At 53.9% G+C, this 24,582-nt stretch carries 20 protein-coding genes; 18 read left to right on the forward strand and 2 right to left on the reverse strand.

Features of this window, described 5'->3' with window-relative positions; all coding sequences use genetic code 11:
* The first annotated feature begins 738 nt into the window (after positions 1-738).
* From NSU01_RS14560 to NSU01_RS14595, 8 genes are all read left to right on the forward strand, one after another.
* The gene (locus NSU01_RS14560) at positions 739-2,259 is read left to right on the forward strand and encodes an ethanolamine ammonia-lyase reactivating factor EutA (RefSeq protein ID WP_179093552.1); all 1,521 of its coding nucleotides are present in this window, start codon (positions 739-741) and stop codon (positions 2,257-2,259) included.
* A gap of 21 nt (positions 2,260-2,280) precedes the next feature.
* A complete protein-coding gene (locus NSU01_RS14565) occupies positions 2,281-3,636 on the forward strand; it encodes an ethanolamine ammonia-lyase subunit EutB (protein WP_076245416.1) in 1,356 nt (451 codons plus the stop codon).
* Between the two features lie 20 nt (positions 3,637-3,656).
* Positions 3,657-4,367 carry an ethanolamine ammonia-lyase subunit EutC gene (gene eutC, locus NSU01_RS14570; RefSeq protein ID WP_076245418.1) on the forward strand — a complete coding sequence of 237 codons (711 nt, stop codon included), beginning with the start codon at positions 3,657-3,659 and terminating at the stop codon, positions 4,365-4,367.
* Between the two features lie 607 nt (positions 4,368-4,974).
* Complete coding sequence (locus tag NSU01_RS14575; protein WP_076245420.1) at positions 4,975-5,883, forward strand: EAL domain-containing protein; 909 nt, start codon at positions 4,975-4,977, stop codon at positions 5,881-5,883.
* Positions 5,864-6,832 carry a GGDEF domain-containing protein gene (locus tag NSU01_RS14580; protein WP_076245423.1) on the forward strand — a complete coding sequence of 323 codons (969 nt, stop codon included), beginning with the start codon at positions 5,864-5,866 and terminating at the stop codon, positions 6,830-6,832. The genes NSU01_RS14575 and NSU01_RS14580 overlap by 20 nt, the downstream gene beginning before the upstream one ends.
* Before the next feature lie 117 nt (positions 6,833-6,949).
* Positions 6,950-7,387, forward strand: coding sequence for a hypothetical protein (locus NSU01_RS14585; protein ID WP_076245426.1), 438 nt, complete (start codon positions 6,950-6,952; stop codon positions 7,385-7,387).
* 120 nt (positions 7,388-7,507) lie between these two features.
* Positions 7,508-8,407, forward strand: a complete 900-nt coding sequence (locus tag NSU01_RS14590; protein ID WP_076245429.1) for a selenium metabolism-associated LysR family transcriptional regulator — start codon at positions 7,508-7,510, stop codon at positions 8,405-8,407.
* Positions 8,408-8,461: 54 nt separating this feature from the next.
* Positions 8,462-9,361 carry a PHP domain-containing protein gene (locus NSU01_RS14595; protein ID WP_083705606.1) on the forward strand — a complete coding sequence of 300 codons (900 nt, stop codon included), beginning with the start codon at positions 8,462-8,464 and terminating at the stop codon, positions 9,359-9,361.
* 153 nt (positions 9,362-9,514) lie between these two features.
* Here the strand turns inward: NSU01_RS14595 and NSU01_RS14600 are convergent, their stop codons facing one another.
* Positions 9,515-11,401, reverse strand: a complete 1,887-nt coding sequence (locus NSU01_RS14600) for an NFACT RNA binding domain-containing protein (RefSeq protein ID WP_076245432.1) — start codon at positions 11,399-11,401, stop codon at positions 9,515-9,517.
* Between the two features lie 190 nt (positions 11,402-11,591).
* Here NSU01_RS14600 and NSU01_RS14605 point away from each other — a divergent pair, with 190 nt between their 5' ends.
* The 5 genes from NSU01_RS14605 to NSU01_RS14625 all read left to right on the forward strand — a co-directional run bounded on the left by NSU01_RS14605 (position 11,592) and on the right by NSU01_RS14625 (position 20,022).
* The gene (locus NSU01_RS14605) at positions 11,592-14,402 is read left to right on the forward strand and encodes a calcium-translocating P-type ATPase, SERCA-type (protein WP_076245435.1); all 2,811 of its coding nucleotides are present in this window, start codon (positions 11,592-11,594) and stop codon (positions 14,400-14,402) included.
* A 112-nt stretch (positions 14,403-14,514) separates the two neighbouring features.
* The gene (gene dapF / locus NSU01_RS14610) at positions 14,515-15,351 is read left to right on the forward strand and encodes a diaminopimelate epimerase (RefSeq protein WP_042136578.1); all 837 of its coding nucleotides are present in this window, start codon (positions 14,515-14,517) and stop codon (positions 15,349-15,351) included.
* Between the two features lie 530 nt (positions 15,352-15,881).
* Positions 15,882-17,705, forward strand: a complete 1,824-nt coding sequence (locus NSU01_RS14615; RefSeq protein ID WP_256703932.1) for a spore germination protein — start codon at positions 15,882-15,884, stop codon at positions 17,703-17,705.
* Entirely contained in the window at positions 17,689-18,903 is a 1,215-nt protein-coding gene (locus tag NSU01_RS14620; protein WP_339303490.1) for a Ger(x)C family spore germination protein, read from the forward strand. The genes NSU01_RS14615 and NSU01_RS14620 overlap by 17 nt, the downstream gene beginning before the upstream one ends.
* A gap of 18 nt (positions 18,904-18,921) precedes the next feature.
* The gene (locus NSU01_RS14625) at positions 18,922-20,022 is read left to right on the forward strand and encodes a GerAB/ArcD/ProY family transporter (protein ID WP_042136580.1); all 1,101 of its coding nucleotides are present in this window, start codon (positions 18,922-18,924) and stop codon (positions 20,020-20,022) included.
* Here NSU01_RS14625 and NSU01_RS14630 read toward each other — a convergent pair.
* Positions 19,995-20,252: a hypothetical protein gene (locus NSU01_RS14630; protein ID WP_042136582.1), complete on the reverse strand. Its 258-nt coding sequence runs from the start codon at positions 20,250-20,252 to the stop codon at positions 19,995-19,997. The two genes, NSU01_RS14625 and NSU01_RS14630, sit on opposite strands and share 28 nt — an antisense overlap.
* A gap of 156 nt (positions 20,253-20,408) precedes the next feature.
* Between NSU01_RS14630 and NSU01_RS14635 the strand changes: the two genes are divergently transcribed.
* From NSU01_RS14635 to rpoZ, 5 genes are read left to right on the forward strand one after another with little or no spacing between them, the layout of a single operon-like run.
* Entirely contained in the window at positions 20,409-22,283 is a 1,875-nt protein-coding gene (locus NSU01_RS14635; protein ID WP_076245438.1) for a bifunctional homocysteine S-methyltransferase/methylenetetrahydrofolate reductase, read from the forward strand.
* A 38-nt stretch (positions 22,284-22,321) separates the two neighbouring features.
* The gene (locus tag NSU01_RS14640; protein ID WP_076245441.1) at positions 22,322-23,218 is read left to right on the forward strand and encodes a YicC/YloC family endoribonuclease; all 897 of its coding nucleotides are present in this window, start codon (positions 22,322-22,324) and stop codon (positions 23,216-23,218) included.
* Between the two features lie 51 nt (positions 23,219-23,269).
* A complete protein-coding gene (locus NSU01_RS14645) occupies positions 23,270-23,530 on the forward strand; it encodes a DUF370 domain-containing protein (protein ID WP_006209218.1) in 261 nt (86 codons plus the stop codon).
* An 18-nt stretch (positions 23,531-23,548) separates the two neighbouring features.
* Positions 23,549-24,118, forward strand: coding sequence for a guanylate kinase (gene gmk / locus NSU01_RS14650; RefSeq protein ID WP_039298007.1), 570 nt, complete (start codon positions 23,549-23,551; stop codon positions 24,116-24,118).
* A gap of 54 nt (positions 24,119-24,172) precedes the next feature.
* Positions 24,173-24,376: a DNA-directed RNA polymerase subunit omega gene (gene rpoZ / locus NSU01_RS14655; protein ID WP_042136588.1), complete on the forward strand. Its 204-nt coding sequence runs from the start codon at positions 24,173-24,175 to the stop codon at positions 24,374-24,376.
* Positions 24,377-24,582 lie beyond the last annotated feature (206 nt).

The following is a 24,582-nucleotide window of genomic DNA, read 5'->3' on the forward strand; positions in this document are numbered from 1 at the left end:
GCCGCTGGCGTCTGTTTTTTTGTATTTAATATATTTTATGATCACATAAACAATTTGCCAGCGGTAGGGCAGACGAGCCGAATGTAAGCGAAAAACCGAATACAATGTGCCAATGATAGGGTAGATGAGCCGAATGTAAGCGAAAAACCGAGTACAATGCTCCAATGATAGGGTAGATGAGCCGAATGTATGCGAAAAACCGAGTACAATGCTCCAATGATAGGGTAGATGAGCCAAATGTATGCGAAAAACCGAATACAATCTGCCAATGATGGGGTAGATGAGCCAAATGTATGCGAAAAACCGAATACAATCTGCCAATGATGGGGTAGAAGAGCCAAATGTATGCGAAAACCGAATACAATGTGCCAATGGTAGGGCAGACGAGCCAAATGTATGCGAAAAACCGAATACAATGCTCCAGCGATAGGGAAGACGAGCCAAATGTATGCGACAAAACGAATACAATGTGGGGTATGATTACCTTGGAATCTGCCAAAAGCGGGACGGATGACATTTTCCCGGGGGAATGTTAACTAAATTGACAGCTAATCGCCGGTGACTTACTATATCCTCAAGGAAAGCAAGCTGATCCCGCTGGGATTATCTGCAATAGATCTATACAATAAATACAATACAATACAATAAATACAACACAATGAGTTCAACAGAGGTCTCAGACGTAATAGCCACGCATGGCAGAGCGATGCAAGTCTGATAAGGCGTCTTTTTTATACTTTGGCATTTATTTTGGTACTGCAGCAGGCGGGAGGGAACGGCATAGAACCGAAGCGCGAGATCACCAGTGTCGGAATTGATATTGGAACTAGTACGACTAAAATAGTCTTCAGCAGACTTACGGTCGGACGGAGATATGGTCTGTCCATGCTGCCGCAATATCAAATCACGGAGCGGAATATTATATATGAGAGCCCGATGCATCTAACACCGCTAATAGGCGAATCGCAAATCGATCTTCCGGCGCTACAGCAGATCCTGTCGGCAGAGTACCACAGCGCGGCACTGAAGCCTGAGGAGGTAGATACAGGGGCTGTCATTATTACTGGAGAAACGGCGGTAAGACCGAACGCGGATTCCATCCTCCATCAGCTGGCGGGGGAGTCGGGAGAGTTCGTGGTTGCCCAGGCAGGCGGGGATCTGGAGGCTGTCCTTGCAGGTAAAGGCGCTGGAGCGGAAGCTCATTCGCAAAGAGCGGCGGGGACAATAGTCAATGTGGATATCGGAGGCGGTACGGCAAACGCGGCATATTTCAATAGCGGAAGTTGCAAAGGAACCTTGAACTTTCATATCGGCGGCCGGCTGATCATGCTGGATAAGGCTGGAACCGTAGCGAAAATATATCCTGCAGCCCGGCAATGGCTGAACCGGGAAGGGCTCTGGCTGCAAGAGGGGGAGCAGGCGGATTGGCCTGTGCTGCAGGAGGTCACCCGGAGATGGAGTGAACTGCTGCTTGAGGTCCTGCTTAAGGGCAGTGATCCGCAAGCCTGTCCATTAATCTATGGTCACCCGGACCTTCCGGCTGCAATTGCAAGAGAGACTGCAGTTACGGAGCTTTGGATCTCCGGGGGTGTGGGTGCATTAATGGAGCAGGCCGCTCCCCGCAATATCGCGGAGACTGCAAGGTATGGGGATATCGGGCCACTGCTCGCTCATGCCATTAAAAAGGCGGCCGAACACTACCCGGTGAAGCTGCAGGCCGCTCCAGGCGCGCAGCGGGCTACAGTGATTGGTGCCGGTGTTCATACCCTGCAGCTCAGCGGTTCAACGGTTTATGCAGACCCCAACCTGCTGCCGTTGCGGAATATTCCCGTAATAGAGCTGGTCTGGCCCGTACAGATCCAGGACGTTGAGCAGCCGGATGCGTTTTTAGCCTCTATACAAGCCGCTTTTGCTGCGGGAGCCATAAGGCACGGTTCAATTGAACCGGAAGCAATGCAGTTTGCAATCGCGATCCCGGAAATCACCCCCTGTTCCTATGCTGTGTTACGCCGGATTGCTGAAGCAGTGACCGGGTGCTCCCGGAAGTATAAGCTGAAGCTTTGCATCCTGATCTGTGAGAATGACATTGCCAAAGCTTTGGGCAATTGTATCTATCTGCTATCCCAAGGCCGGCAAGCCTGCGTCTGTCTGGACCAGATTACAGTGGCGCATGGCGATTATATTGACATTGGAATCCCGGCGGACGGGAATTATATACCGGTTGCCGTTAAGACCCTGGTTTTCAATTCAACAAATTAGGCGGAAAGGAAGTGATAACCGATGAAGCTGACAGTCTCCCTGCTTGGCGAGAGCTACCGGTTTCATGATCTGAAGGAGCTGTTTGCCAAGGCAAATGAAGAAAAGTCAGGGGACCAGCTTGCCGGAATCGCTGCAGCGGACGACCGCGAACGGATGGCAGCCAAGCTTGTGCTGGCCGATTTGACCCTTGCGGATATCCGCAGCAACCCGCTGCTGCCTCCAGAGACTGACGAGGTGTCCAGAGTGATCGAAGAGGGAGTCGATGAAGCGGTCTACGAAACGATCCGCAGCTGGACGGTTGGAGAGCTGAGAGAACAGCTGCTCGCTGCATCTGAGACTGAGGTGCGCCGGATCGGCAGAGGCCTGAATAGTGAGATGGCCGCTGCGGCGGCCAAGCTGATGTCCAATCTGGATCTGATCCAGGCCGCGGCCAAGTGTGAAGTGATTACCCGCTGCAATACTACGCTGGGAGAACGCGGGCGGCTCGGGAGCCGGGCCCAGCCCAATCATCCTACGGATGATCCGCTGGGGATGAAGGCTTCCATCTATGAAGCATTGAGCTACGGCATCGGGGATGCGGTAATCGGTATCAATCCTGTCATTGATACAACAGACAATATTATCCGCCTCCTCCACGAAACCAAAGAGGTCATTCACAGATGGGGCATACCAACGCAAAACAGTGTGCTTGCCCATGTGACCACCCAGATGAGAGCCATATCCAAGGGGGCTCCGGCGGATCTGATCTTCCAGAGTCTTGCCGGTACAGAGAGCGGCAACCAATCCTTCGGGATTGATCTGCGGCTGCTGCAGGAGGCGGATCAGCTGATCCGGGAGTCCGGCACGGCCAGCGGGGAGAACCGCTGGTATTTCGAGACGGGCCAGGGATCTGAGCTGTCAGCGGGCAGTCATCACGGTGTGGACCAGCTTACACTGGAATCCCGCTGCTATGGTCTGGCCAAAGCATTCAAGCCGTTTCTGGTGAACACCGTCGTCGGTTTTATCGGACCTGAGTACCTGTATGACAGCAAGCAGGTAATCCGGGCCGGGCTTGAGGATCATTTCATGGGCAAGATCCAGGGACTCCCGATGGGTGTGGATGTCTGTTATACGAACCACATGAAGGCAGACCAGAATGACATGGATAACTTAGCTGTCCTCCTGGCGGCCGCCGGAGTAAACTTCTTCATCGGGGTTCCGATGGCGGATGACTGCATGCTGAATTACCAGTCGACCAGCTTTCATGATATTGCTACTGTACGGGAGCTGCTGCGTCTGCAGCCGGGGGCAGAGTTCTCAGCCTGGGCGGAAAAAATGGGTATCCTGAAGAATGGCCGACTGACTGCACTTGCCGGTGATCCGACGCGGTTTATCTAAACAATGAAGGAGGAGCAAGCATGGTATTCCACGATCCGGATGGAATGGAAAGATTGCGTAAGGCTACACCGGCGCGGATCGGCACAGGCCGGGCAGGAACACGGCCGACGACCCGTGAGCAGCTGCAGCTGCGCCTGGATCATGCGGCTGCAGTCGATTCAGTATACGGCAGCGTCAGCAGCATCTTGCTGGATGATCTGGAGCTGTTTGCGGTTAACTCAGAGGTGACGGACAAGGAGCTGTACCTGAAACGGCCGGATCTGGGCCGGCAGCTGCCAGAGAGCAGTATCCGGCTTCTGCGGGAGCGCTGTATCCAGGCTCCGCAGGTGCAGATTGTGGTGTCGGACGGACTAAGTGCCGATGCCATTGAGAGCAACCTGCGGGATATTTATCCGGCGCTGCTGGACTCTCTGGCAGTTCACGGGCTGGCTGCGGGGACGCCATTTTTTGTACGGAAGGCCAGGGTCGGCTGTATGAATGCTATTGGCGATATTCTGGAGCCCGAAGTGATTGTTCTGCTCATCGGGGAACGTCCGGGGCTGATCACCTCCCGGTCCATGAGTGCTTATCTTGGCTACAGGCCGCGTTCCGGAATGACAGATTCCCAGCGGATGGTTCTATCCAACATTCATCAGGGAGGCACTCCTCCGGTTGAGGCCGGAGCTCATCTGGGCAGCCTAATCGCCAGGATGCTGGAGCTCAGAATGAGCGGAGTGGGCCTGGAGCTGTAACTGAGCTTTAATTCTAACGTACCTATAAGTCTCATGCTCTTTTGTGTTTCTAACCTAACCTCATTCCGCCAATGCGGGCCTGAGGTTATTTGCTGTACCCGGAAATACCTTGAGTATGTTCCGGGTAGTACAACAGCTCATTTAATGCAACAATTTGTGTATCCAGTATCAATTGGGTATTCAGTGATAGTTGTAGTTTGTGCAGTTAAAAACAGCGAAAAGATGTGCTTGCATCGTTTAACTGTATTCTGTACAACTAAATCTGCCAAATTGGGTGGAAACCTTCTGCAACAGTCACTTTAATTGCACGAAATACAACTAAACGTTGAGGGGGTTCAAAGTCAGAGGATTTAGTTGTACAAAGTGCAATTAAGCATACCGGATACTCCTAGGCATATACCATAACCGGATCACTGCAGACCCTCAGCAGGCGTTTTGCCTAAGTGATTTGTACTAGTGTGAATCTGACGCTATACCAGTCCGGGATTGTCCTAAATTACTGCCGGAAACCGGTGACTGCCGCCCATAGTTTATACCTGCTTAATACTTCCGGACTATGCTGGAGAGAGGGTGACAAAATTCACGAAGAAAACATACAGGTGATAAAATGAATAAATCAGGGACACTGTCCCGCAAGCTCGCGGCGCTGCCGCAATACTTTCAGCATCTGAGCGGAAGATTCAGGGAAGAAGCCAGGGAGCTGGGCAGATTATCGGTGCTGCTTGATATTATGGATAAGGAGATGCTGGATACATACTTTCAGCCGATTCTGCATCTGCGGAGCGGGACAACGATCGGACATGAAGTGCTGAACCGTCCGCCCAGTTCTCCGCAGTTCCCGAGCACCGAGCATTTCTATGATTTTGCCGGAAGGACAGAGCAGATGTTCAGATTCGAGCAGTACTGCCGGAGAATGTCCTTGTCCCGTTATATGGAGAGGCTGCCGGAGGCGGATGCTGCGGGTGATAAGCTGGTATTTGTTAATGTGCATCCGGGGGTGCTGAATGATTCCCGCCACAAAAGCGGTGAAACCCTTACCCTCCTGAAGGAGCTGGGGCTTGCGCCGGAGCGTGTGGTGTTTGAGCTGACGGAACGTCAGGCCGTGCAGGATTATATCGGATTCGAGAAAGTGTTGTCCCATTATCGCGAACAGGGCTTCAGAATTGCGGTGGACGATGCCGGCTCCGGCTACAATAGTCTCAAGACGCTGGTCTACCTGAAGCCGGAGTTCATTAAGCTGGACAAGTCGCTGATCCGCGGGATTCACAGCAGCAGGGAACAGCAGGAGCTGCTGGAGCTGGTCCGGGAATACGCGGAGCGCTCGTCTACCCGGGTGATTGCCGAAGGCATCGAGACGGCGCATGAGCTGCTTTTTTTGCAGATGGCAGGAGTGGAGTTTGGTCAAGGCTATGCGCTTGGAAGACCGGCCCATCTGCCTGAGCATGGAGGATTTCCGTCTTCGGCACTGCCGTTTCCAGTAAGAGGAGGGTATAGGCATGTTTCTTCAAATTGGTGAAATCGCCGAACAGATTCCGGAAATTACGATCCATCACAAATGTGAGTACGTAGATCAGATTTTCAAAAAGAATCCACAGCTCCAGGGCGTCGCAGTAACTGACAATGGCTGTACGGTAGCGCTCATCATGAGAATCCGTTTTTATCAGCAGATCGGTACGCTGTATGGTTATACGCTGTATATGGGCAGATCCGTGGAGCTGGTGATGGATAAAAATCCGCTTGTGGTGGATTATAAGACGCCGATCATTGAGGTGAGCAGGCTGGCTATGGCAAGGAACGAAGAGAATCTGTACGACTATGTGATCGTCACCCACGGGAACGCATTGTCCGGAGCGGTGAGCGTGCGGGATCTGCTGCTTAATTTTGCGGAAATTCAGGCGGTGGCGGCCAGCTTTCTGAACCCGTTAACGGGACTGCCGGGCAATGTCAGTATTACAGAGTGGATGGTTAAGTCACTGCTGCAGGAGCAGTTCAGTGTTCTTTACATTGATCTGGATCACTTTAAGGCCTACAACGATACATACGGGTTTAAGGAAGGCGACCGGATGATTCAGGCTACGGCGGAGCTTCTGAAGCATGAGGCGCTGCGTCTGGACGGTTTTTTGGGACATATCGGCGGGGATGACTTCATTATTTTCATCAGCCATTATCAATATGAGGAGTGCTGCAGGAGCATCATCAGGGCGTTCGATAGGGTGGTACAAGATTTCTATCATGCCGGGCATCTGGCCCAGCAGTTTGTGCTGACCGAGAGCCGTTCAGGACGGATGGAGGAGATTCCGCTGGTCTCGATCTCCATCGCCGTTGTAACCAACCGCAGCCGCAGATTCGCTTCGGTTGAGGATCTGTCCGAAGAAGCGGCCCGCTTCAAAAAAAGCTGCAAAATGATCAAAGGCAGCAGCTATGTCGATGATAGCGATATCAGCCTGCACAAGATCGGACACTAAGACTCACGCCTGTACACTTCACAGGGAGGGCGGAATGCTTGAACAACAGACATCAATGCGGTAAGATTGACAACAATAAGAGCATGCCAAGACCCTTTTACGTGGAGTGTGATGACAATGCATGGCAAGGGGATGGAATGGTGGGGGGCGTATGAGCCCTTCCATATCGTGCTGAATAACTACGGGATTGCCGATATCGTGCTTACCCAGCATGCGAAGAGCCGCTATGCGGACCGGGTCGCTGAGGCGAATAACGGGAACGGCGACGTGACGGCATGGATCTGGCAATGCTTGAAGCAGAACAGGGTTAGACCCTATTCGCACAGTGAGTATAATGCCTATCTAATCGATGATGATACGGTGATTGTGGTCGATTTCAGGCAGCTTGAGGGCGTAACCACGCTCTCCGGTGAGCCGCTGTACGTCATGGTGGTGGTGTCGTTTCTCGGCCGGATTTCGGCGACTCCCCAGCTGCGGGATCTCAAGAAATACTATTCGTGGCTGCGCCACTCCCGCCGCATGAAGCTGATGAAGAAGCGCCGCAGACGCAAGTAGAAGAGAGTATGGCAACGAAGGCATGCGGCTTATGGCTGCGTGCCCTTTTTTGAAGAATTGCCATTCATTCGAAGCAAATCGCCACTTTGAGTGGTTATTTTGAAAAGGAGTCAGAAAAGCATGAACTTTCACCAGCTACATATTTTTTATACCGTATCCGAACGGGGCAGCTTCTCGGCGGCGGCACTGACGCTGCATATGACACAGCCCGCAGTGACGATGCAGATTCAGGCGCTGGAGGATTATTTCGGAGCCAAGCTGTTTGACCGGTCGACTAAAAAAATAATGCTCTCCGAAGCCGGCCGCACGCTGATGCCATTCGCGCTGCGCAGTATGCAGCTGATGCGGGAGACGGATCAGGCGATGTCAGCCTTCACCCATATGCTGGAGGGCCGGCTGCAGCTGGGCGCGAGCCTGACGATCGGCGAATATGTGCTTCCGCGCCTGCTCGGCCCCTTCGGCAGGGAATACCCGAACATCTCAATCATGATGAAGGTGATGAACACCACACAGATTATGGAGGAGATTAACAAACACCAGCTGAACTTCGGGCTGATCGAAGCGCCGGTGTCCCATCCGGATATGGTCATCGAGCCCGTTATGGGCGATGAGCTCAAGCTGATCGTTCCGCAGGGTCATACGCTGGCGGACCAGGCTGAAGTTACCCTAAGCGATGCGCTCGGCTATCCGTTCGTGCTGCGTGAGCAGGGCTCAGGGACACGGAGAGTGATGGAAGAGCAGCTGTTAGCGAAGGGGCTTGATCCCGGTGCCATGCGGATTGTGATGGAGCTGGGCAGTACAGGCGCAGTGAAGTCAGCAGTGGAGGCCGGGCTTGGAATTACGATTATTTCAACATCATCGGTTAAACATGAGGTGGCGCTCGGACTGCTGAAGATTGTCAATCTTACAGATGCCTCGTTCAAACGGCAGTTCTACGCGATTCATCTGAAGTCAACGCTGCTGCCGATTTCGGCTGTAACGTTCCTGACCTTCCTGCGCCAGCATGCGGACGGGCAATAGCTGAATAAGAACGCCGCAGACAAGGTATAACTTGGAGAATGGAGGGGCATTCATATGGAAGAGAAGAATAATAACAGTGAACATACGCAGGGAATCGAAGAGGGGCCCGCGCCGGGAAGATGTGATCTGCATAGCCACACACAGGCTTCGGACGGTATGCAGCCTCCGGCTGAGAATGTGCGTCTGGCTTATGAGAAAGGGCTGGCAGCGGTAGCCATTACCGACCATGATACCGTAAGCGGTATCGCAGAAGCGCTGGAAGCCGGTAAGCGGCTGGGAATTACGGTGGTTCCCGGTGTAGAGATCAGTACGCGGGCCGGAGGGAAAGAGATTCACGTGCTCGGCTATTATATCGATACAGAGCAGGAGCTGTTCCTGTCCCGGCTGGAACAGCAGCGGAACACCCGCCTGGGGCGAAATGAGGCAATAATAGACAAGCTTCGCGGGCTGGGGATTGAGATCAGCATGGAACAGGTGTTATCGGGCATGGGCCGGGAGCTGAAGCCGGATGAGAGTGTCGGCCGGCCGCATATTGCCGATGAGCTGGTGCGCCTGGGAGCAGCAGCGGACATGCGGGATGCGTTCGATAAATATCTGGCTGAAGGTGCAGCGGCGTATGTATCGCCTCCGCGCATCACGCCGGAAACCGCCTGCCGCTGGATACAGGAAGCGGGCGGTGCGGCGGTGCTGGCCCATCCCGGCATTTACGGGGATGATGAACTGGTGCGGAAGATCCTGGAGACCGGTGCTCTGCGCGGAATCGAGGTCTACCATTCCGATCATGGTCCGGCGGAGCATGAGCGTTATCTTGCGCTGGCTGAGGAATTCGGCCTGCTGGTCACCGGCGGCTCGGATTTCCATGGGGCGCGGCAAGGCGTGGTTTTCCACGGGGATATCGGCAGTGTCCATGTCTCCACAGCTGTGCTGGAGCAGTTGAAGGCAGCCCGAAGCTGAGCCTGAACCTGAATGGTAAGCGATCCGCTTAAGGAAGGGCCGGCAGCCTGTGAAAATACCTGCCCTATCAAATTAGAGGGCGGCAATACCAAAAACAACCTCCATTCCATTGGCGATAACGCCAGTGGCTGGAGGTTGTTTGGTTTCCCGGGACTAGCTTCGCAGAACACTTGCCAGACCTTTGATACGCTCTTCATCCGGTGTGACGAATAGCGTCCGCTGATGATCGTAGATGACGAAGCCCGGTTTCGCTCCGCTGGGCTTGCGGACATGCCGGATCAGGGTGCAGTCTACCGGAACGCTGCTCGACTGCTTCGCCTGGCTGAAGTAAGCGGCGAGCTGTGCAGCTTCTTCTAAGGTGGCATCGCCGAATTCCTCGCTGCGGATGACCACATGCGAACCCGGAATGTCTTTGGTGTGCAGCCAGGTATCGTTCGCCGAAGCCAGACGGTTGGTGACATATTCGTTCTGGAGATTGTTTTTGCCTACATAGATGTCGATGCCTTCGGAAGAGGAGAACACCTGCAGGGTAGGGCGGGTCGCCTTCTTCTTCTTTTTGCCCTTTTTGCTGCGGTCACGCAGGTAGCCCTGACTTACCAGCTCCTCACGGATTTCCTCGATATCATTCAGTGAGGCGTGGGCGAGCTGCTGCTGCAGCGTCTCCATGTAGGCAATCTCCTCATGGGTCTTGAGCAGCTGTTCGCCAATGACCCGCAGGCTGTTCTTATATTTGTTGTATTTCTTGAAATAGCGCTGCGCATTGTCCGTAGGGCTTAAGAGCGGATCTAGCGGAACAGTGATTTCTGCCTGATTCTCATCGTAATAGTTTACTAGCTTTGCCGTCTTATCCCCTTTGTTCAAAGTGTGCAGGGAAGCGAACAGCAGCTCGCCCCAGATCCGGAACTGGTCGGCGTCCTGGGCCTCGTCCAGATCCTTCTGCAGATTGGCAAGCTTCTTGATGTTTTTGCCGCGCTCATTGCCGAGGAAACGGATCAGGTCGCTTACCCGCTGCTTCACGGTATCCTTCTCCGCTTTATCCCCGTAATAATCCTCCAGACACGTGCTGATGGAGCTGTACTGCTTCACATTCCCGCCCATCAGCTTCAGCGGTATGGCGGAGAAGATGGGCTTGCCTTTGGCATTCAAGCCGGAGACCGGCGAGAACCGGAGCTCCCTAACCGGCTCCATTACGGAATTGAAGGCTTCCCACAGCTGGTCCGGGTGGTTTACCCCGCTGCTGAACTCCTGGGCATCGCCCCCGAGTGCCTTATAGCGGTGGACGATCTCACCGGCAATGAGCGGACTCAGGCCGTTAAAAGCATGCACCAGCCAGCCCGTAGGGTCGGCTGATGGGGAAGGGCCGCCGGAGCCGTCGGCTTTCGGTTCTTCCAGTGAGGCCAGAAGCCCCGCAATCTCGCCCTCGATCATATCCTCCTCAGGCTCCTCCGGATGCTCCGCAGCATATAGGGCGGCTTCTTCTGCCGAAGCCATCAACGAGATGAAAGCGGCCTGGCTTATGCCGAGTGGATTCAGCTTATGCTGCTGCGGCGGCTCGGTATAGGCTGCTCCCGGCATAACGACCCGGTAGCTGCTGATTGACGGTGTGACGTGATGAATCCCGTCGATAATCGTGCCGGTGGACAGCTCGGTCAGAATGATGTTGCTATGCCGTCCCATCAGCTCAATGATGATCTTTTTGGCGGAGACATCTCCCAGCTCATCCCGGGTCCTGATAGTGATATGAATGATCCGCTCCATGCCCACCTGCGTGATGCTCTCGATGGTACCGCCTTCACAATGCTTGCGCATCAGCATGCAGAACATGGGCGCTTCTGCCGGATTGATAGTGCTTCTCTCGGTCAGATGCAGCCGGGGGTAGGTCGGATTCGCTGACAGTAGCAGCTTGCCGCCGCCGCCCGCACCGCGCAGGGTGAAGATCAGATCATGTGTGCTGGGTTGATATATTTTGCCGACGCGTGCACCGATGAAGGGTTGAAGCTCATGCACGATCGCTTTGGTAACGATGCCGTCTAATGCCATGATAAAGTTCTCCTGTCGCCTAAAAATAATGTACTCCCTCTATGATGCCATACTTTCACTCGTTCGCGCAAAAGGAGAAACCGGATGCGGTGATAATTTGGGACGACCATGAATACACTTGGACATGAACAGGTGGAAAAGCTGTGCGCCGCCGGAAGTCAAGAAACGACCGGGAGGGGAAAGATAAGTCATGGAACAAAAAAGTTGGCACCGCCTCGGTGCAGAGGAGCTGCAGGAGATGTTCAGCGTTCATCCGGGAGCGGGTCTGAGCGCGGAGGCTGCTGCAGAGAGACGTAAAGAGAGCGGGTACAATGAGCTGTCGGAGGGCAAAAAGGTATCGCCTGTTACGCTCATGCTCAATCAGTTCAAGGATTTCATGGTGCTGGTGCTGATGGGTGCGACACTGGTATCCGGCCTGCTGGGCGAATATCTCGATGCAATTACGATTATTGCCATTATTCTGCTTAACGGGGTGCTCGGTTTCGTACAGGAGTTCCGCGCCGAGCGTTCGCTCCGGGCACTGAAACAGCTGTCTGCCCCGTCTGCCAAGGTATTGCGCGGAGGGAAGCAGGAATTGATTGCAGCCAAAATGCTGGTCCCCGGTGATATCGTCCTGCTGGAGAGCGGTGACCGTATCCCTGCGGATGTCCGCTGGCTGCAGTGCAGCGCCCTCTACGCCGAAGAATCGGCACTGACGGGGGAATCCTTACCGGTCTCCAAGCATGCGGAGGCGATTCATGCCGAAGAGATTCCCCTTGGCGACCAGAAAAATATCGGCTTCATGGGCACGATGGTGACCCGGGGAACAGGCCGGGCAGTCGTCATCCGCACCGGCATGAATACCGAGATGGGCAAGATTGCTGACCTGATCCAGAATACAGAAACCCAGGAAACGCCGCTGCAGCACCGCCTGGAGCAGCTTGGCAAGATTCTGATCTATGTCTCCCTGGGCCTCACGATTGTCGTTGTTCTTGCAGGGATTCTGCATGGACAGCCTGCACCGGCGATGTTCCTGGCAGGTGTCAGTCTGGCCGTAGCAGCCATTCCGGAAGGTCTTCCGGCGATTGTAACCATTGCTCTTGCCCTGGGTGTCCAGCGGATGATCAAGCGCAAGGCCATCGTCCGGAAGCTGCCGTCCGTAGAGACCCTGGGCTGTGCCTCGGTCATCTGCTCGGATAAGACGGGGACGCTCACTCAGAATAAAATGACGGTAACGCGGGTGTGGAACGGCGGACGGAGTCTGGAAGTGACCGGAGAGGGTTATTCGCCTGCGGGACATGTACTCCATAAAGGCAAGCCTGTAGATCTGAAGAATGACCAGAGTCTGCGGCGGATGCTGCAGGTGGGTGCTTTATGCAGTAATGCTGAGATTTTTGAGACTATTGCTGATACACGCGGCAAGAAGAAGGGCAAAGGCGCGGAAGCCGAAAAGGTTGCGGACACCCAGTCTGTGTGGGAGCTTAAGGGAGATCCGACAGAGGGTGCGCTGGTAACCCTGTCTGCCAAAATGGGGTTAACCGCACAAACGCTTGCTGTTACCTATACCCGGGAAACGGAGTTTCCGTTTGATTCAGAACGCAAGCTGATGTCTGTAATCGTCAGCCATCCCGGCGGACGGATGATCTGCACCAAGGGCGCACCTGATGTGCTGCTGAATTGCTGCTCCTATATGCTGTGGGAAGGCGGAGTAGTTCCTTGTACGCCAACCTTGCGCCAGAAGGTGCTGGAGGCCAATGAGGAAATGGCCGGAGGTGCGCTGCGCGTACTGGGGATGGCATACCGCGAGATGCGTACCGGAGAAGTGGCCGGCAGCGAGAAAGAAGCGGAGTGCCAGCTTGTCTTCGTAGGGCTTGCCGGAATGATTGACCCGCCGCGCCGTGAAGTGCGCGATGCGATTCAAGTTACCCGCCGGGCCGGAATCAAAACCGTGATGATTACCGGAGACCATGGAACGACTGCGGAAGCAATTGCCCATCAGCTTGGCATTCTGCAGCGTGGGGGAACTGTCCTGACCGGCAGCCAGCTTACCCGGATGGACGATGATGCACTCGACAAAGTATCCGATAACGTCTATGTATACGCCCGGGTATCTCCTGAGCATAAGCTGCGGATTATCAAGTCGCTGCAGCGCCAGGGCCATGTGGTGGCGATGACCGGGGATGGTGTGAACGATGCTCCGGCAATCAAGGCGGCCGATATCGGAATCTCCATGGGTATCACCGGCACGGATGTAACCAAAGAAGCATCATCACTTATCTTAGGGGATGACAATTTCTCGACGATAGTTGCAGCCATTGAAGAAGGCCGGAACATCTATGAGAACATCCGCAAGTTTATCCGCTATCTCTTGGCTTCGAATGTCGGCGAGATTCTGACGATGTTCTTCGCCATGATGCTGGGGCTGCCGCTGCCGCTGGTGCCGATCCAGATTCTCTGGGTCAACCTGGTCACGGATGGACTGCCTGCGATGGCGCTGGGGGTAGACCAGCCGGAGAAGGATTTAATGGAGCACAAGCCGCGCGGAGCCAAGGAAAATATCTTCGCCCGCCGTCTGGGCTGGAAGATCGTCAGCCGCGGTCTGCTGATCGGCCTCTGCACCCTGGCCGCATTCTGGCTGACGCTGCGTATTGCTCCGGATAATGCACAGCAGCTGGTGCGGGCGCAGTCGGTTGCTTTTGCCACACTGGTTATGGCCCAGCTCATCCATGTCTTCGACTGCCGCAGCTCCCGGTCGGTATTCCACCGGAATCCGTTCCAGAACAAAGCGCTGGTGCTCGCCGTTCTGTCATCCGTGATCCTGATGCTGGCCGTTATGTACCTGCCGTTCCTGCAGCCGGTATTCAAAACCGTTCCGCTCAGCTTCCGCGAATGGTGCCTGGTGCTGGTGATGGCCGGCGTCCCGACTTTCCTGATGGGTGCGGGCAGCGTCTGGGGCGGCAAGAAGAACCGCAGCCGCAGCGGCGGACGGCAGATGATAAAAAGTACAAAGTTTTCGGCATAAAATCAATAGCATCACTCCACTCCTTTAAGGTATGCTGGTTACACTGGGAAGCTTGGTTTACGATGAACCGGCTGGCATATTTCAAACAAAACTTTTAGGAGTGGACGATACAATGGAATTTACTAAGATGCACGGACTAGGCAATGACTTTATAGTTGTATTCGGCGAAGAGGAGCTGCCGGGCAATGCTTCGGAGCTGGCAGTTACGCTGTGCAACCGGTTCTTCGGCATAGGGGCTGACGGGCTGGTGTACATTCTGCCTTCAGAGCGCGGTGATTATATGATGCGTATCATGAACTCTGACGGCTCGGAAGCCGAGCAATGCGGCAATGCCATCCGCTGTGTCTCCAAATATGTGTATGAGCACGGACTGGTGGAATCGGAGCAGATTGTGATTGAAACGATTGGTGCCGGTGAACAGAAGGTGTCCCTGAAGGTAAAAGATGGTGTGGTGGAGACTGTTACCGTGGATATGGGCGAGCCGGTTCTGTCCGGACTTCAGATTCCTGTAGCGATCGATGCGGAGCCAGTGCTGGATCAGCCGATCGAGGCGGACGGAACGGAATTCAAATTCACCGCCGTATCCATGGGCAATCCGCATGCGGTTATTTATGTAGACGATGCTGTATCCTTCGACCTCGGCACGTGGGGACCGAAGCTGGAAGTACATCCGCTCTTCCCGCGCAAAGTAAATGTGGAGTTTGCTACCGTTGTGGACCGCGGACATGTGGATATGCGTGTCTGGGAGCGCGGTGCCGGACCTACGCTGGCCTGCGGAACCGGAGCCTGTGCCACTCTGGTCTCCTCCGTACTGAACGGGGTAACGGACCGTTCAGCCTGGATCAGCCTGAAGGGCGGCGACCTGTTCATCGAGTGGAATGAGGAAGATAATCATGTGTATATGACCGGTCCTGCACAGGTGGTGTATACCGGTTCGGTGGATATTTAAGCCGGATTAAACACCAATAGCATTAGATATGGAATCCCCCGCGAGCTGCGAGCTTACGGGGGATTTCTGCATCCGCCGCCGGGGCTTCCCCCGGTGGAATTTGAACTTTTCGCTGCGGCTGGAGCACGATTTCCCTGATGAACTCCGCCAATTGCACCATAGCCCGCCATTTTTTAAAAATCCTGCCCGAAATACAACATTTCCCACGTTAATCAGCTCCAAATCCGGAATTGTTGTACGAAAAGCAGCATTTCACCTCCTCCAACCCACTTTGCGAGATAATTCCTGTATTTCATACAACAATCCTCTAGAATGCCCCGGTATCTATGAGCCAAAGCTGTAATACGTGCAACATTTTGCCGGTGTGGCGTGAATTCAAGTGGCGTGAATTTAAGCGGCGTGAACTTAAGAATCTCAATTCAGCCCATTGATACCCGGGAGCTCCAGGCCTAAGGGAACCCAGCCGAATAATGGCAAGGATATCCGCGAATAATAGAACTCTGCATGAGCATGGGAGGGATGAGGCGGATATGAAGTCATGGTCCAATAAACATAAACAGACAACAGCTGCAGCTCCGGCGAACCGGCCAGCTGAAGGCGGAACTCCTGATCTGTCCGATAACGTTGCCCGGAATCTGGATAATATGCAGTCTGAGCTTGGCGGCAGTCCGGATCTCAAAGTCCGCAGAATCCAGATCGGGGGAGAACGCCGGATTGAAGCGGCGGCAATCCACCTCAGCGGATTGGCCGATACGGTGGCCGTTAACGAATTTGTGATTGGCTCGCTGCTGGGCAATACGGAGGACCTGTTCCCGGACGATTCGGACGATACGGTAACAGCCAGCGATCAAGCCGCACCGGAGACCAACCATGGCGGTGCAGCAGCTTCCGGCACCGCCGCTCGGGCGGAAGCTGCAATTAACGCCACAGCTGAGTCTGCTGCTAACTCCGCTGCTAAGTCTGCCCCCATATTCACCGCAGAGCCCGGCACCGGACGCTCCACCCTTCCGCAGCTGATTCTAAACCGCGCCCTGGAAATCGGCGACGCGGTACTTCAGGAGGGATGGAAGGATATCATGTTGGCCGTTCTCTCAGGCGACACCGTTATATTGCTGGAGGGATACCGGACAGCTATTATCTGCGAGACCCGGGGCGGGGAGCAACGCTCGGTCAGCGAGCCTTCCTCACAGCTTGTGGTCCGGGGGCCGAAGGATGGTTTTGTAGAGTCAGTGGCCACGAACATCTCACTGATCCGCCGCCGGATCAAATCGCCCAAGCTGCGTCTGGAATACATGAAGATAGGTACAGAAACACAGACCCATGTGGCTCTGATGTATATGAAGGGGATAGCCGGGGAAGATCTGATCCGGGAAGTCAGGGAACGTCTGCATAAGATAGCCCTAGATGAAGTGCTGGAGTCGGGCTTCATTGAAGAATTAATTCAGGATAAGACGTTCACACCGTTTCCTACCATATACAATTCGGAACGGCCGGATGTGGCGGCAGGTAATCTGCTGGAAGGCAGAGTGGTCATTATTGTCGACGGAACCCCGTTTGTCCTGATCCTTCCGGCAGTGTTCACACAGTTTTTTCAGTCTGCAGAGGATTATTCCCAGCGTTTTGATATCGCCATTTTGATGCGGGTCATCCGTTATGTCAGCTTTCTGGTCCTGATTCTCGGCCCTTCCGTTTATCTGGCACTGACTACCTATCATTATGAGATGATACCGACAACACTGCTGATCAATCTGCTCTCGCAGCGGGAGAATGTACCTTTCCCGGCTTTTGTGGAGGTGCTGCTGATGGAAACGGCTTTTGAGATTCTCCGGGAAGCCGGAGTGCGGATGCCCCGTGTCATCGGGCAAACGGTATCCGTTGTCGGTGCGCTTATCCTGGGAACCGCTGTGGTGGAAGCGGGGATCATTACACCGATCATGGTTATCGTGGTAGCGTTGACCGGGATTGCCAGCTTTGCCATTCCGGCGTATAACATGGCGATTGCCGGTAGGCTTATCCGGTTTGCTTTTCTGATCATGGCAAGCATGTTCGGCTTCTACGGGATTACGCTGGCACTGATTGTACTAGTGGCACATATGAACAGCCTGCGTTCCTTCGGCATTCCCTATCTGTCCCCGTTCGTGCCTCTTTCGGTCAAAGGGCAGAAGGATACGATTCTCAGGCTGCCGCTCTGGCTGATGGGCCCCCGCAAATCACCGCAGCAGATGCGCGCAGAGCTGCCTGAATACATGCAGCTAACAACGGGCTATGACGAGCAGCTGTCTCCGCTCATTCTCAAGAATAATACCGCTGCCAGGCAGCAGGCCGAAGGTGAACAACATGAAACTGATGAATAAGATAACCGTCATCCCTGGACTGCTGCTGGCTCTTCTGCCGCTGCTCCTGCTTACCGGCTGCTGGGACAATGTGGAGCTTAACCGACGGGCCATTGTCTCAGGGGTAGCCATCGACCGGGGGCCGACCGAGGCCGAGAAATACCGGCTGTCTTTTCAGGTCATCGTTGCTGAGGAAATTTCCGGGGAGAATGCCCGTGGGATTTCCCCGGTTGCCATGTACACAGGTACCGGCCGGACGATGTTCGAGGCACTGGCCGATGCTTCCCGGCAAACAGCGCGTTTCTTATCCCTGGGGCATGTACGGGTGCTGGTGGTGTCCGAGGAGCTTGCCCGTGAAGGAATCAAGGATATCCTGGATGTGCTGGAGCGGGAGAGTGATACCAGGCTCACCAGTCTGATCTTTATCGCCAAAGGACAGCCGGCGCATGAACTGATGTCGACGATGACTGTGTTCAGCAAAATCCCCGCGAATGATCTGGTGGAGAAGCTGGAGACGACCTCGAAGCAGTTCGGCTACAACTTCCGGATGGAGGTGGATGATGTGATCCGCGGGGTTCAGCTCACAGGAGGCGGACCTATTATCAATGGGGTGTTTACGAGCGGAAGCAGGGAGGGCGCAGACACCAACGATAACCTGAAAAGCATTTCACCCAAGAACATTCTGAGAATTTCAGGACTGGCAGCGTTCAAGGACGATAAGATGAAAGGCTGGCTGGACGGCGACGCCGCGCTGGGCACCGTTCTTTTGCATAACAAAATCAAAGAGTTTCCCGTTGTAATCAAGGACAAAGAAGGCGGCTATCTGTCTTTCAATGTCTATCAGTCCCAGGTAACCTTGAAGGCGGCTGTTACAGATCCGGAGCATCCGGTCATTATCGTGAAAATCAGACAACAGGCTGCGATTAAGGAATCTGCCAATTCCCTGGACCTTACTTCACCGGAGGTACTGGAGGGATTGTCTGAACAGCTGACCGAGGAAACGATCAAGCAGATTATGGCAGCAATTGCTTCAGCCCGGGAGTTCAAAAGCGATTATCTCGGCTTCGGCCAGGTGCTGCAGCGGACCCATCCGCGCGGCTGGAAGCAGGTCAAGGATCATTGGGAGGATATTTTTGCAGCCTGTGAAGTCCAATTTGACGCAGATGCCGTCATCCGGCATACGGATATGCGCAGCAACTCTTTTCAGATCAACAAATAAATCCGGGGAGGTCTACATATGGGGACGATCAAAATTGGACTGGGCCAGTTCTTCTGCTTGACCGTTTTGTTTGAGCTGGGAACGGCACTGGTTGTCAATCTGGGCATGGAGTCCGGCAGGGATGCCTGGCTCTCGATTCTGGTCGGCTGTGTGGCCGGTCTGATCGTGTTCACGGGTTATGCCTATCTGTACCGCAAGCACCCCGACATGCCATTTACCGCCTATACGCGGCAATTGCTCGGCAAATATATCGGAACCCCGGTGGCCATACTGTACATCATTCTCTACATTAACCTTGCCGCCCGGGATTTGCGCGATGGCAGCACTATGCTCGCTATGGCAACCATGCACAACACTCCGCTGTTTATTCTCAGCACGCTGATGGTGCTCTCGGGGGCGTATGTGCTGCATAAAGGCGTGGAGGTGCTGAGCAGGACTTCGGTGGTTTTTGCGCTTGTCGTGATGCTGATCGGCTTGTTCGGCACAATTATGCTGGTGCTCTCGGGGTCTATCAATTTGCACAGACTGCTGCCCGTGCTCGAGAATGGCCTCCAGCCTGTGCTGGTCTCGGTGGCGCATCAGAATTACATGTTTCCGTTCGGTGAGATGGTTTGCTTCACCATGCTGATGCCCTATTTGTCCAGTGTCAAAAAAGGACCATGGGTCATCGCCGCCGGTATCCTCTTCTCCGCCATTCTGCTCAGCTTCACTATGGCCTTGAATATTTCAGTCCTGGGTGAGGATATTGTGGAGCGCTCGCCGCTGCCGCTGATGCCGACGATCAGCAAGATTTCGATCTCGGATTTCATCCAGCGTGTGGATATATTTGTAGTGATGGTGCTGATTATCGGGGTATTTTTCAAAATGGCCGTATTCTTTGCCGCTGCACTGGTCGGTATTTCGGAGCTGTTCCATATGCCTTTCCGCCGGATGCTGTATCCTTGTGCGCTGATTATTCTGTTCACCTCCATGCTGGATGCCCGCAGCTTTACAGAGCATCTGGATGAGGGCGGAGGTCTTTTATATTTGGTGTATCCTTTTTTCATGCTGGTTGTTCCGGCGGTGCTGGTGGTGATGGCGGCAGTCCGGGCTCATTTCTCTGCACCGCGTCCGGGCTGAGTTCCGCGTATCCAGTAGACGGCATCCGGCACGATCATGCAGAGGATCAGCACTGTTGCGGTCAGCTTCTCGGAAGCAGTATAGAGCAGGTAATCGAAAATGTAGCCGATATTATCCAGCCCGTACCCGAAAAGCCAATCCCCCAGATACAAATACAGCAGCGAGAGGGCGGACAGCAGCAGGATGACAGCATATTTGCGCAGCAGCAGCTTACGGGTGTTTTTTTTCATTGGACAGGCTCCTCTGTAAAAGAATAGGAGTAGTATGAATCATTTGCCGGTATGCCATGCAAAGGGCGTCTGTTTCCGCTGATCAAAGCTTATCATCCATCCCGTTTTATGTTACATTAGTATGAAACTAATGACAAAAAAGGGGAGGTTCTTGCGGTGAAGCCGGATTTGCGTTCTGCATGGGAGAATAACGTATTGGTCGGAGACGGAGCGATGGGAACCTTTTTATATCAAAAGGGTTTCCCTGTAGGCATCTCCTATGAGGAATTAAATCTGACCTCTCCGGAGGTGATTGAGGATGTGCACCGGAGCTATATGGAGGCCGGTTCTGTCCTGCTGGAGAGTAACACATATTCGGCAAACTATGATAAGCTCTCCAAATTCGGGCTGGAATCGAAGGTTGCCGAGATCAACCGTGCCGGGATAAGAATTGCCCGCACTGCCGCCGGAGAGACCGGCTATGTAGTCGGGGCTGTGGGATCTATACGCGCCGGCAAACGGGCTAATTTGTCCTCGGCCGAACTTAAGCGGTTTTTCTCGCAGCAGATTGCTGCGCTGCTGGAAGAGCAGCCGGACGGTATCATGCTGGAGACCTTTTATGATGTGGAAGAGCTTCACCTGGCACTCAGAACCGTCCGCAAGCTCAGCGGGCTTCCTGTAATCTGCCAGCTGGCTGTAGATGACTCGGCGCGCACACTGGACGGGCTGACACTGCCTGAGGCGTTCCGCATTCTGGAACAGGACGGTGCAGATGTCATCGGCTTCAACTGCAACACCGGACCGAACGGCATCAAGCGTGCGCTGGGCACTCTTCAGGGGCGGCTTGTGCTTCCGGTATCGATCTATCCCAATGCGGGGGTAGCAGATTATGTGGACGGCCAGTACCGCTATGGGGCATCACCGGAATATTTCGGCCAGATGGCTCCGGTCTTCGCGGATATGGGCAGCCGGATCATCGGAGGATGCTGCGGCACCACTCCCCGGCATATTGCGGAAATTTCCGCTGCACTCAAGGAGTACACGGTTACGCCGCTTCCGGAGCCTGATGAACATAGAATGGCAGAACGGATTTCTGTACATGAGCATTTGAGCGAGGATGAAGGACAGGGCGGAGCTGAACCGACACTTGTGGATCTGGTCAAGGAACGGCATACGGTAATCGTAGAGCTTGACCCGCCGCGTGATTTGGACATCGCGAAGTTCATGCGGGGAGCAGAAGCGCTGCGTAGAGCCGGTGCGGATGCGCTGACACTGGCAGACAACTCGCTCGCTGTTACCCGGATGAGCAATATGGCACTGGGACATCTGGTTCAGGCACGTACGGGCTTGCGGCCGCTGGTGCATATTGCCTGCCGGGACCGCAATCTGATTGGTACCCAGTCGCATTTAATGGGCTTTGATGCCCTTGGCATTGACCATGTCCTGGCGGTAACCGGTGATCCTGCGCGTTTCGGTGATCTGCCCGGGTCCAGCTCGATTTATGATCTGACTTCTTTTGAAATCATACGTATGATCAGGCAGCTGAATGACGGTGTGGCCTTCTCGGGCAAGCCGCTCAAACAGAAGGCGAAGTTCGTGATCGGTGCTGCGTTTAATCCCAACGTCAAGCATTTGGACAAGGCGGTGGAGCGGCTGGAGAAGAAGATCGCATCCGGTGCGGATTATATTATGACCCAGCCTGTCTATGATCCTGAATTAATTGCCCGGATTGCCAAAGCCACAGAGCATCTGGATATCCCGATCTTTATCGGAATCATGCCGCTGGCCAGCGGCCGGAACGCTGAATATCTCCATAATGAGGTTCCGGGAATTCAGCTCTCCCCCGAGGTCCGCAGCCGCATGCAGGGACTGGAAGGCGAAGCGGGGCGCGCGGAAGGCGTTCTTATCGCCAAGGAGCTGCTGGATGCGGCGACTGCGCATTTTAACGGCATCTATCTGATTACACCCTTTATGTTCTATGATATGAGTGTACAGCTGCTGGAGTATGTCTGGGAGAAGCAGGGACGCAGATTGTCCCCCTTGTTTCGCTAGTAAGAATCAATTACAATAGTGTAATGGATGTGATTCCGTTGTCATTTAGTATGACCGGATACGGTCAGTCATCCCTGCAATTCGGTGGACACAAGATTAGTTTCGAAGTCAAATCGGTGAATAACCGTTACTGCGAAGTTGTGCTGCGGATGCCCCGGGATTGGACGGGTTATGAGGATATGGTGCGGCGGCTGGTTCAAGCCCATATCAAACGGGGACGGGTAGATGTCATCATTAATAGGGAACTCACCGAGGGTGCTGCTGAAGCGCATGCGCTGAACCGCACGCTGGTGAAGTCCTATCTGGACGCAGCAGAGGCCTTAAGACGGGAGTATGGATTCCAGGGAGAGTTGACTCTCCGTGATATACTTTCTATGCCCGGTGTTATGGAATTCAAGGAAGAGATTCCGACTGCTGCTGCGTCTCCCTCTGAAGAAGTTGCAGAGCTCCTCGAGAAGGGGCTCCGCCTTAGTCTGGAGGCCCTGCTGGAGATGCGTGCCCGCGAGGGCGGGTATTTGGCTGCTGACCTGTCACGCCGGCTTGACCGGCTGGAGGAGCTGCATGCCGGGATAACCGGGCTTGCGCCTATGGTTGTGCATGAATACCGCGAGAAGCTGCGGCAGCGGCTCAGCGGACTGAATGACGGGAACTTCCCGTGGGATGAGCAAAAATTCGGCATGGACATTGCTATTTTCGCCGACCGCTGCAGTATAGATGAGGAGCTTACCCGGCTGTACAGTCATTTCGGGCAATGCAGGGCTTTGCTGCTTGGCAGTGAACCTGCAGGGCGCAAACTTGATTTTCTCATTCAGGAGATGAACAGGGAGACCAACACCATCGGGTCCAAGTGCAATCATCTGGACATCGTGAATCTCACGCTTGACATGAAGGCGGAGCTTGAGAAGATACGCGAGCAAGCGGCGAATCTAGAATAACAGGGACCTGAAACAAGCAAAGATGTAACTTATGGGGGGAACAACCGGAACATGGCAATCAAATTAATCAACATCGGCTTTGGGAATATCGTGTCGGCCAACCGCATTATTTCCATTGTCAGCCCGGAATCTGCACCGATCAAACGAATTATTCAGGAGGCCAGAGACCGGCATATGCTGATCGACGCCACCTACGGAAGACGGACGCGGGCCGTCATTATTACAGACAGCGACCACGTCATTCTCTCGGCTGTTCAGCCGGAGACCGTTGCTCACCGCCTATCCAGCAAAGATGACGATAACGACGAATAACAACAAATGGAGTGTACTATGTCAAAAGGATTGCTGATCATACTATCCGGCCCTTCCGGCGTCGGCAAAGGTACGGTATGCACTGCGCTGCGGCCGAAGATGCCTGAACTCGTCTATTCCGTTTCCGCCACCACGCGTTCACCGCGTGCAGGTGAAGAGAACGGCGTCAATTATTTTTTCAAATCCAGAGAGCAGTTCGCGGACATGATTGAAGGTGACCAGCTGCTCGAATATGCGGAGTACGTAGGCAATTATTACGGTACTCCGCGTGACTTTGTGGAGAGAACACTCGAGAGCGGAAGAGATATTATTCTGGAAATCGAGGTTCAGGGAGCTCTCAAAGTCAAAGACAAATTCCCGGAAGGTATCTTTGTCTTCCTTCTTCCTCCGTCGATGGACGAGTTGAAGGACCGTATCCGCGGACGCGGTACGGAGCATCCTGATGTGATTAATCACCGCATGTCTGTTGCAGAGGATGAAATCGGCCTGATCCGGCATTATGATTACGCAGTAGTGAATGACGAGATCGATCTGGCCTGCAAGCGAATAGAAAGCATTATTATCGCCGAACATTGTAAGGTGAGATGATAGGTTCTACAGGATTGGTTCATATTTATAGTAAAAGATGAAGAGGTGTTCTGCATGCTATATCCATCCATTGACGAACTGGTGACCAAGGTCGACAGTAAGTATTCCCTGGTTGTCGCTTCAGCCCGCCGGGCTAGAGCGCTCCGTGAAGGCGGAAAGACTGATATCAAGAACCCGAGATCGCACAAGTTTGTTGGTGTTGCGCTTGAAGAGATCTATGAAGACCGCATTATCGTAACACGCGGCGACGAAGAATAGTCTCAAGGTTCCGGCTCAAGGCTCACAGCAGAAACGGAAACCATCCCGCTTAGGGATGGCGCAGCCGTTTCTTCTTGAGTTAAGCCAGTTAAGCTGCACAATGAAATAGATAATAGCCCGCACCGGGCTGTTCCTGACAACCGGAAGGTTGTTATTTTTTTCTCTATTTATAAGGGAATTTAGTTCCTTTATTCAAAAAACTAAAT

Origin of the sequence: Paenibacillus sp. FSL H8-0259 (assembly GCF_037963255.1) — a bacterium.
GTDB classification, from domain to species: Bacteria; Bacillota; Bacilli; order Paenibacillales; family Paenibacillaceae; genus Paenibacillus_AQ; species Paenibacillus_AQ phytohabitans.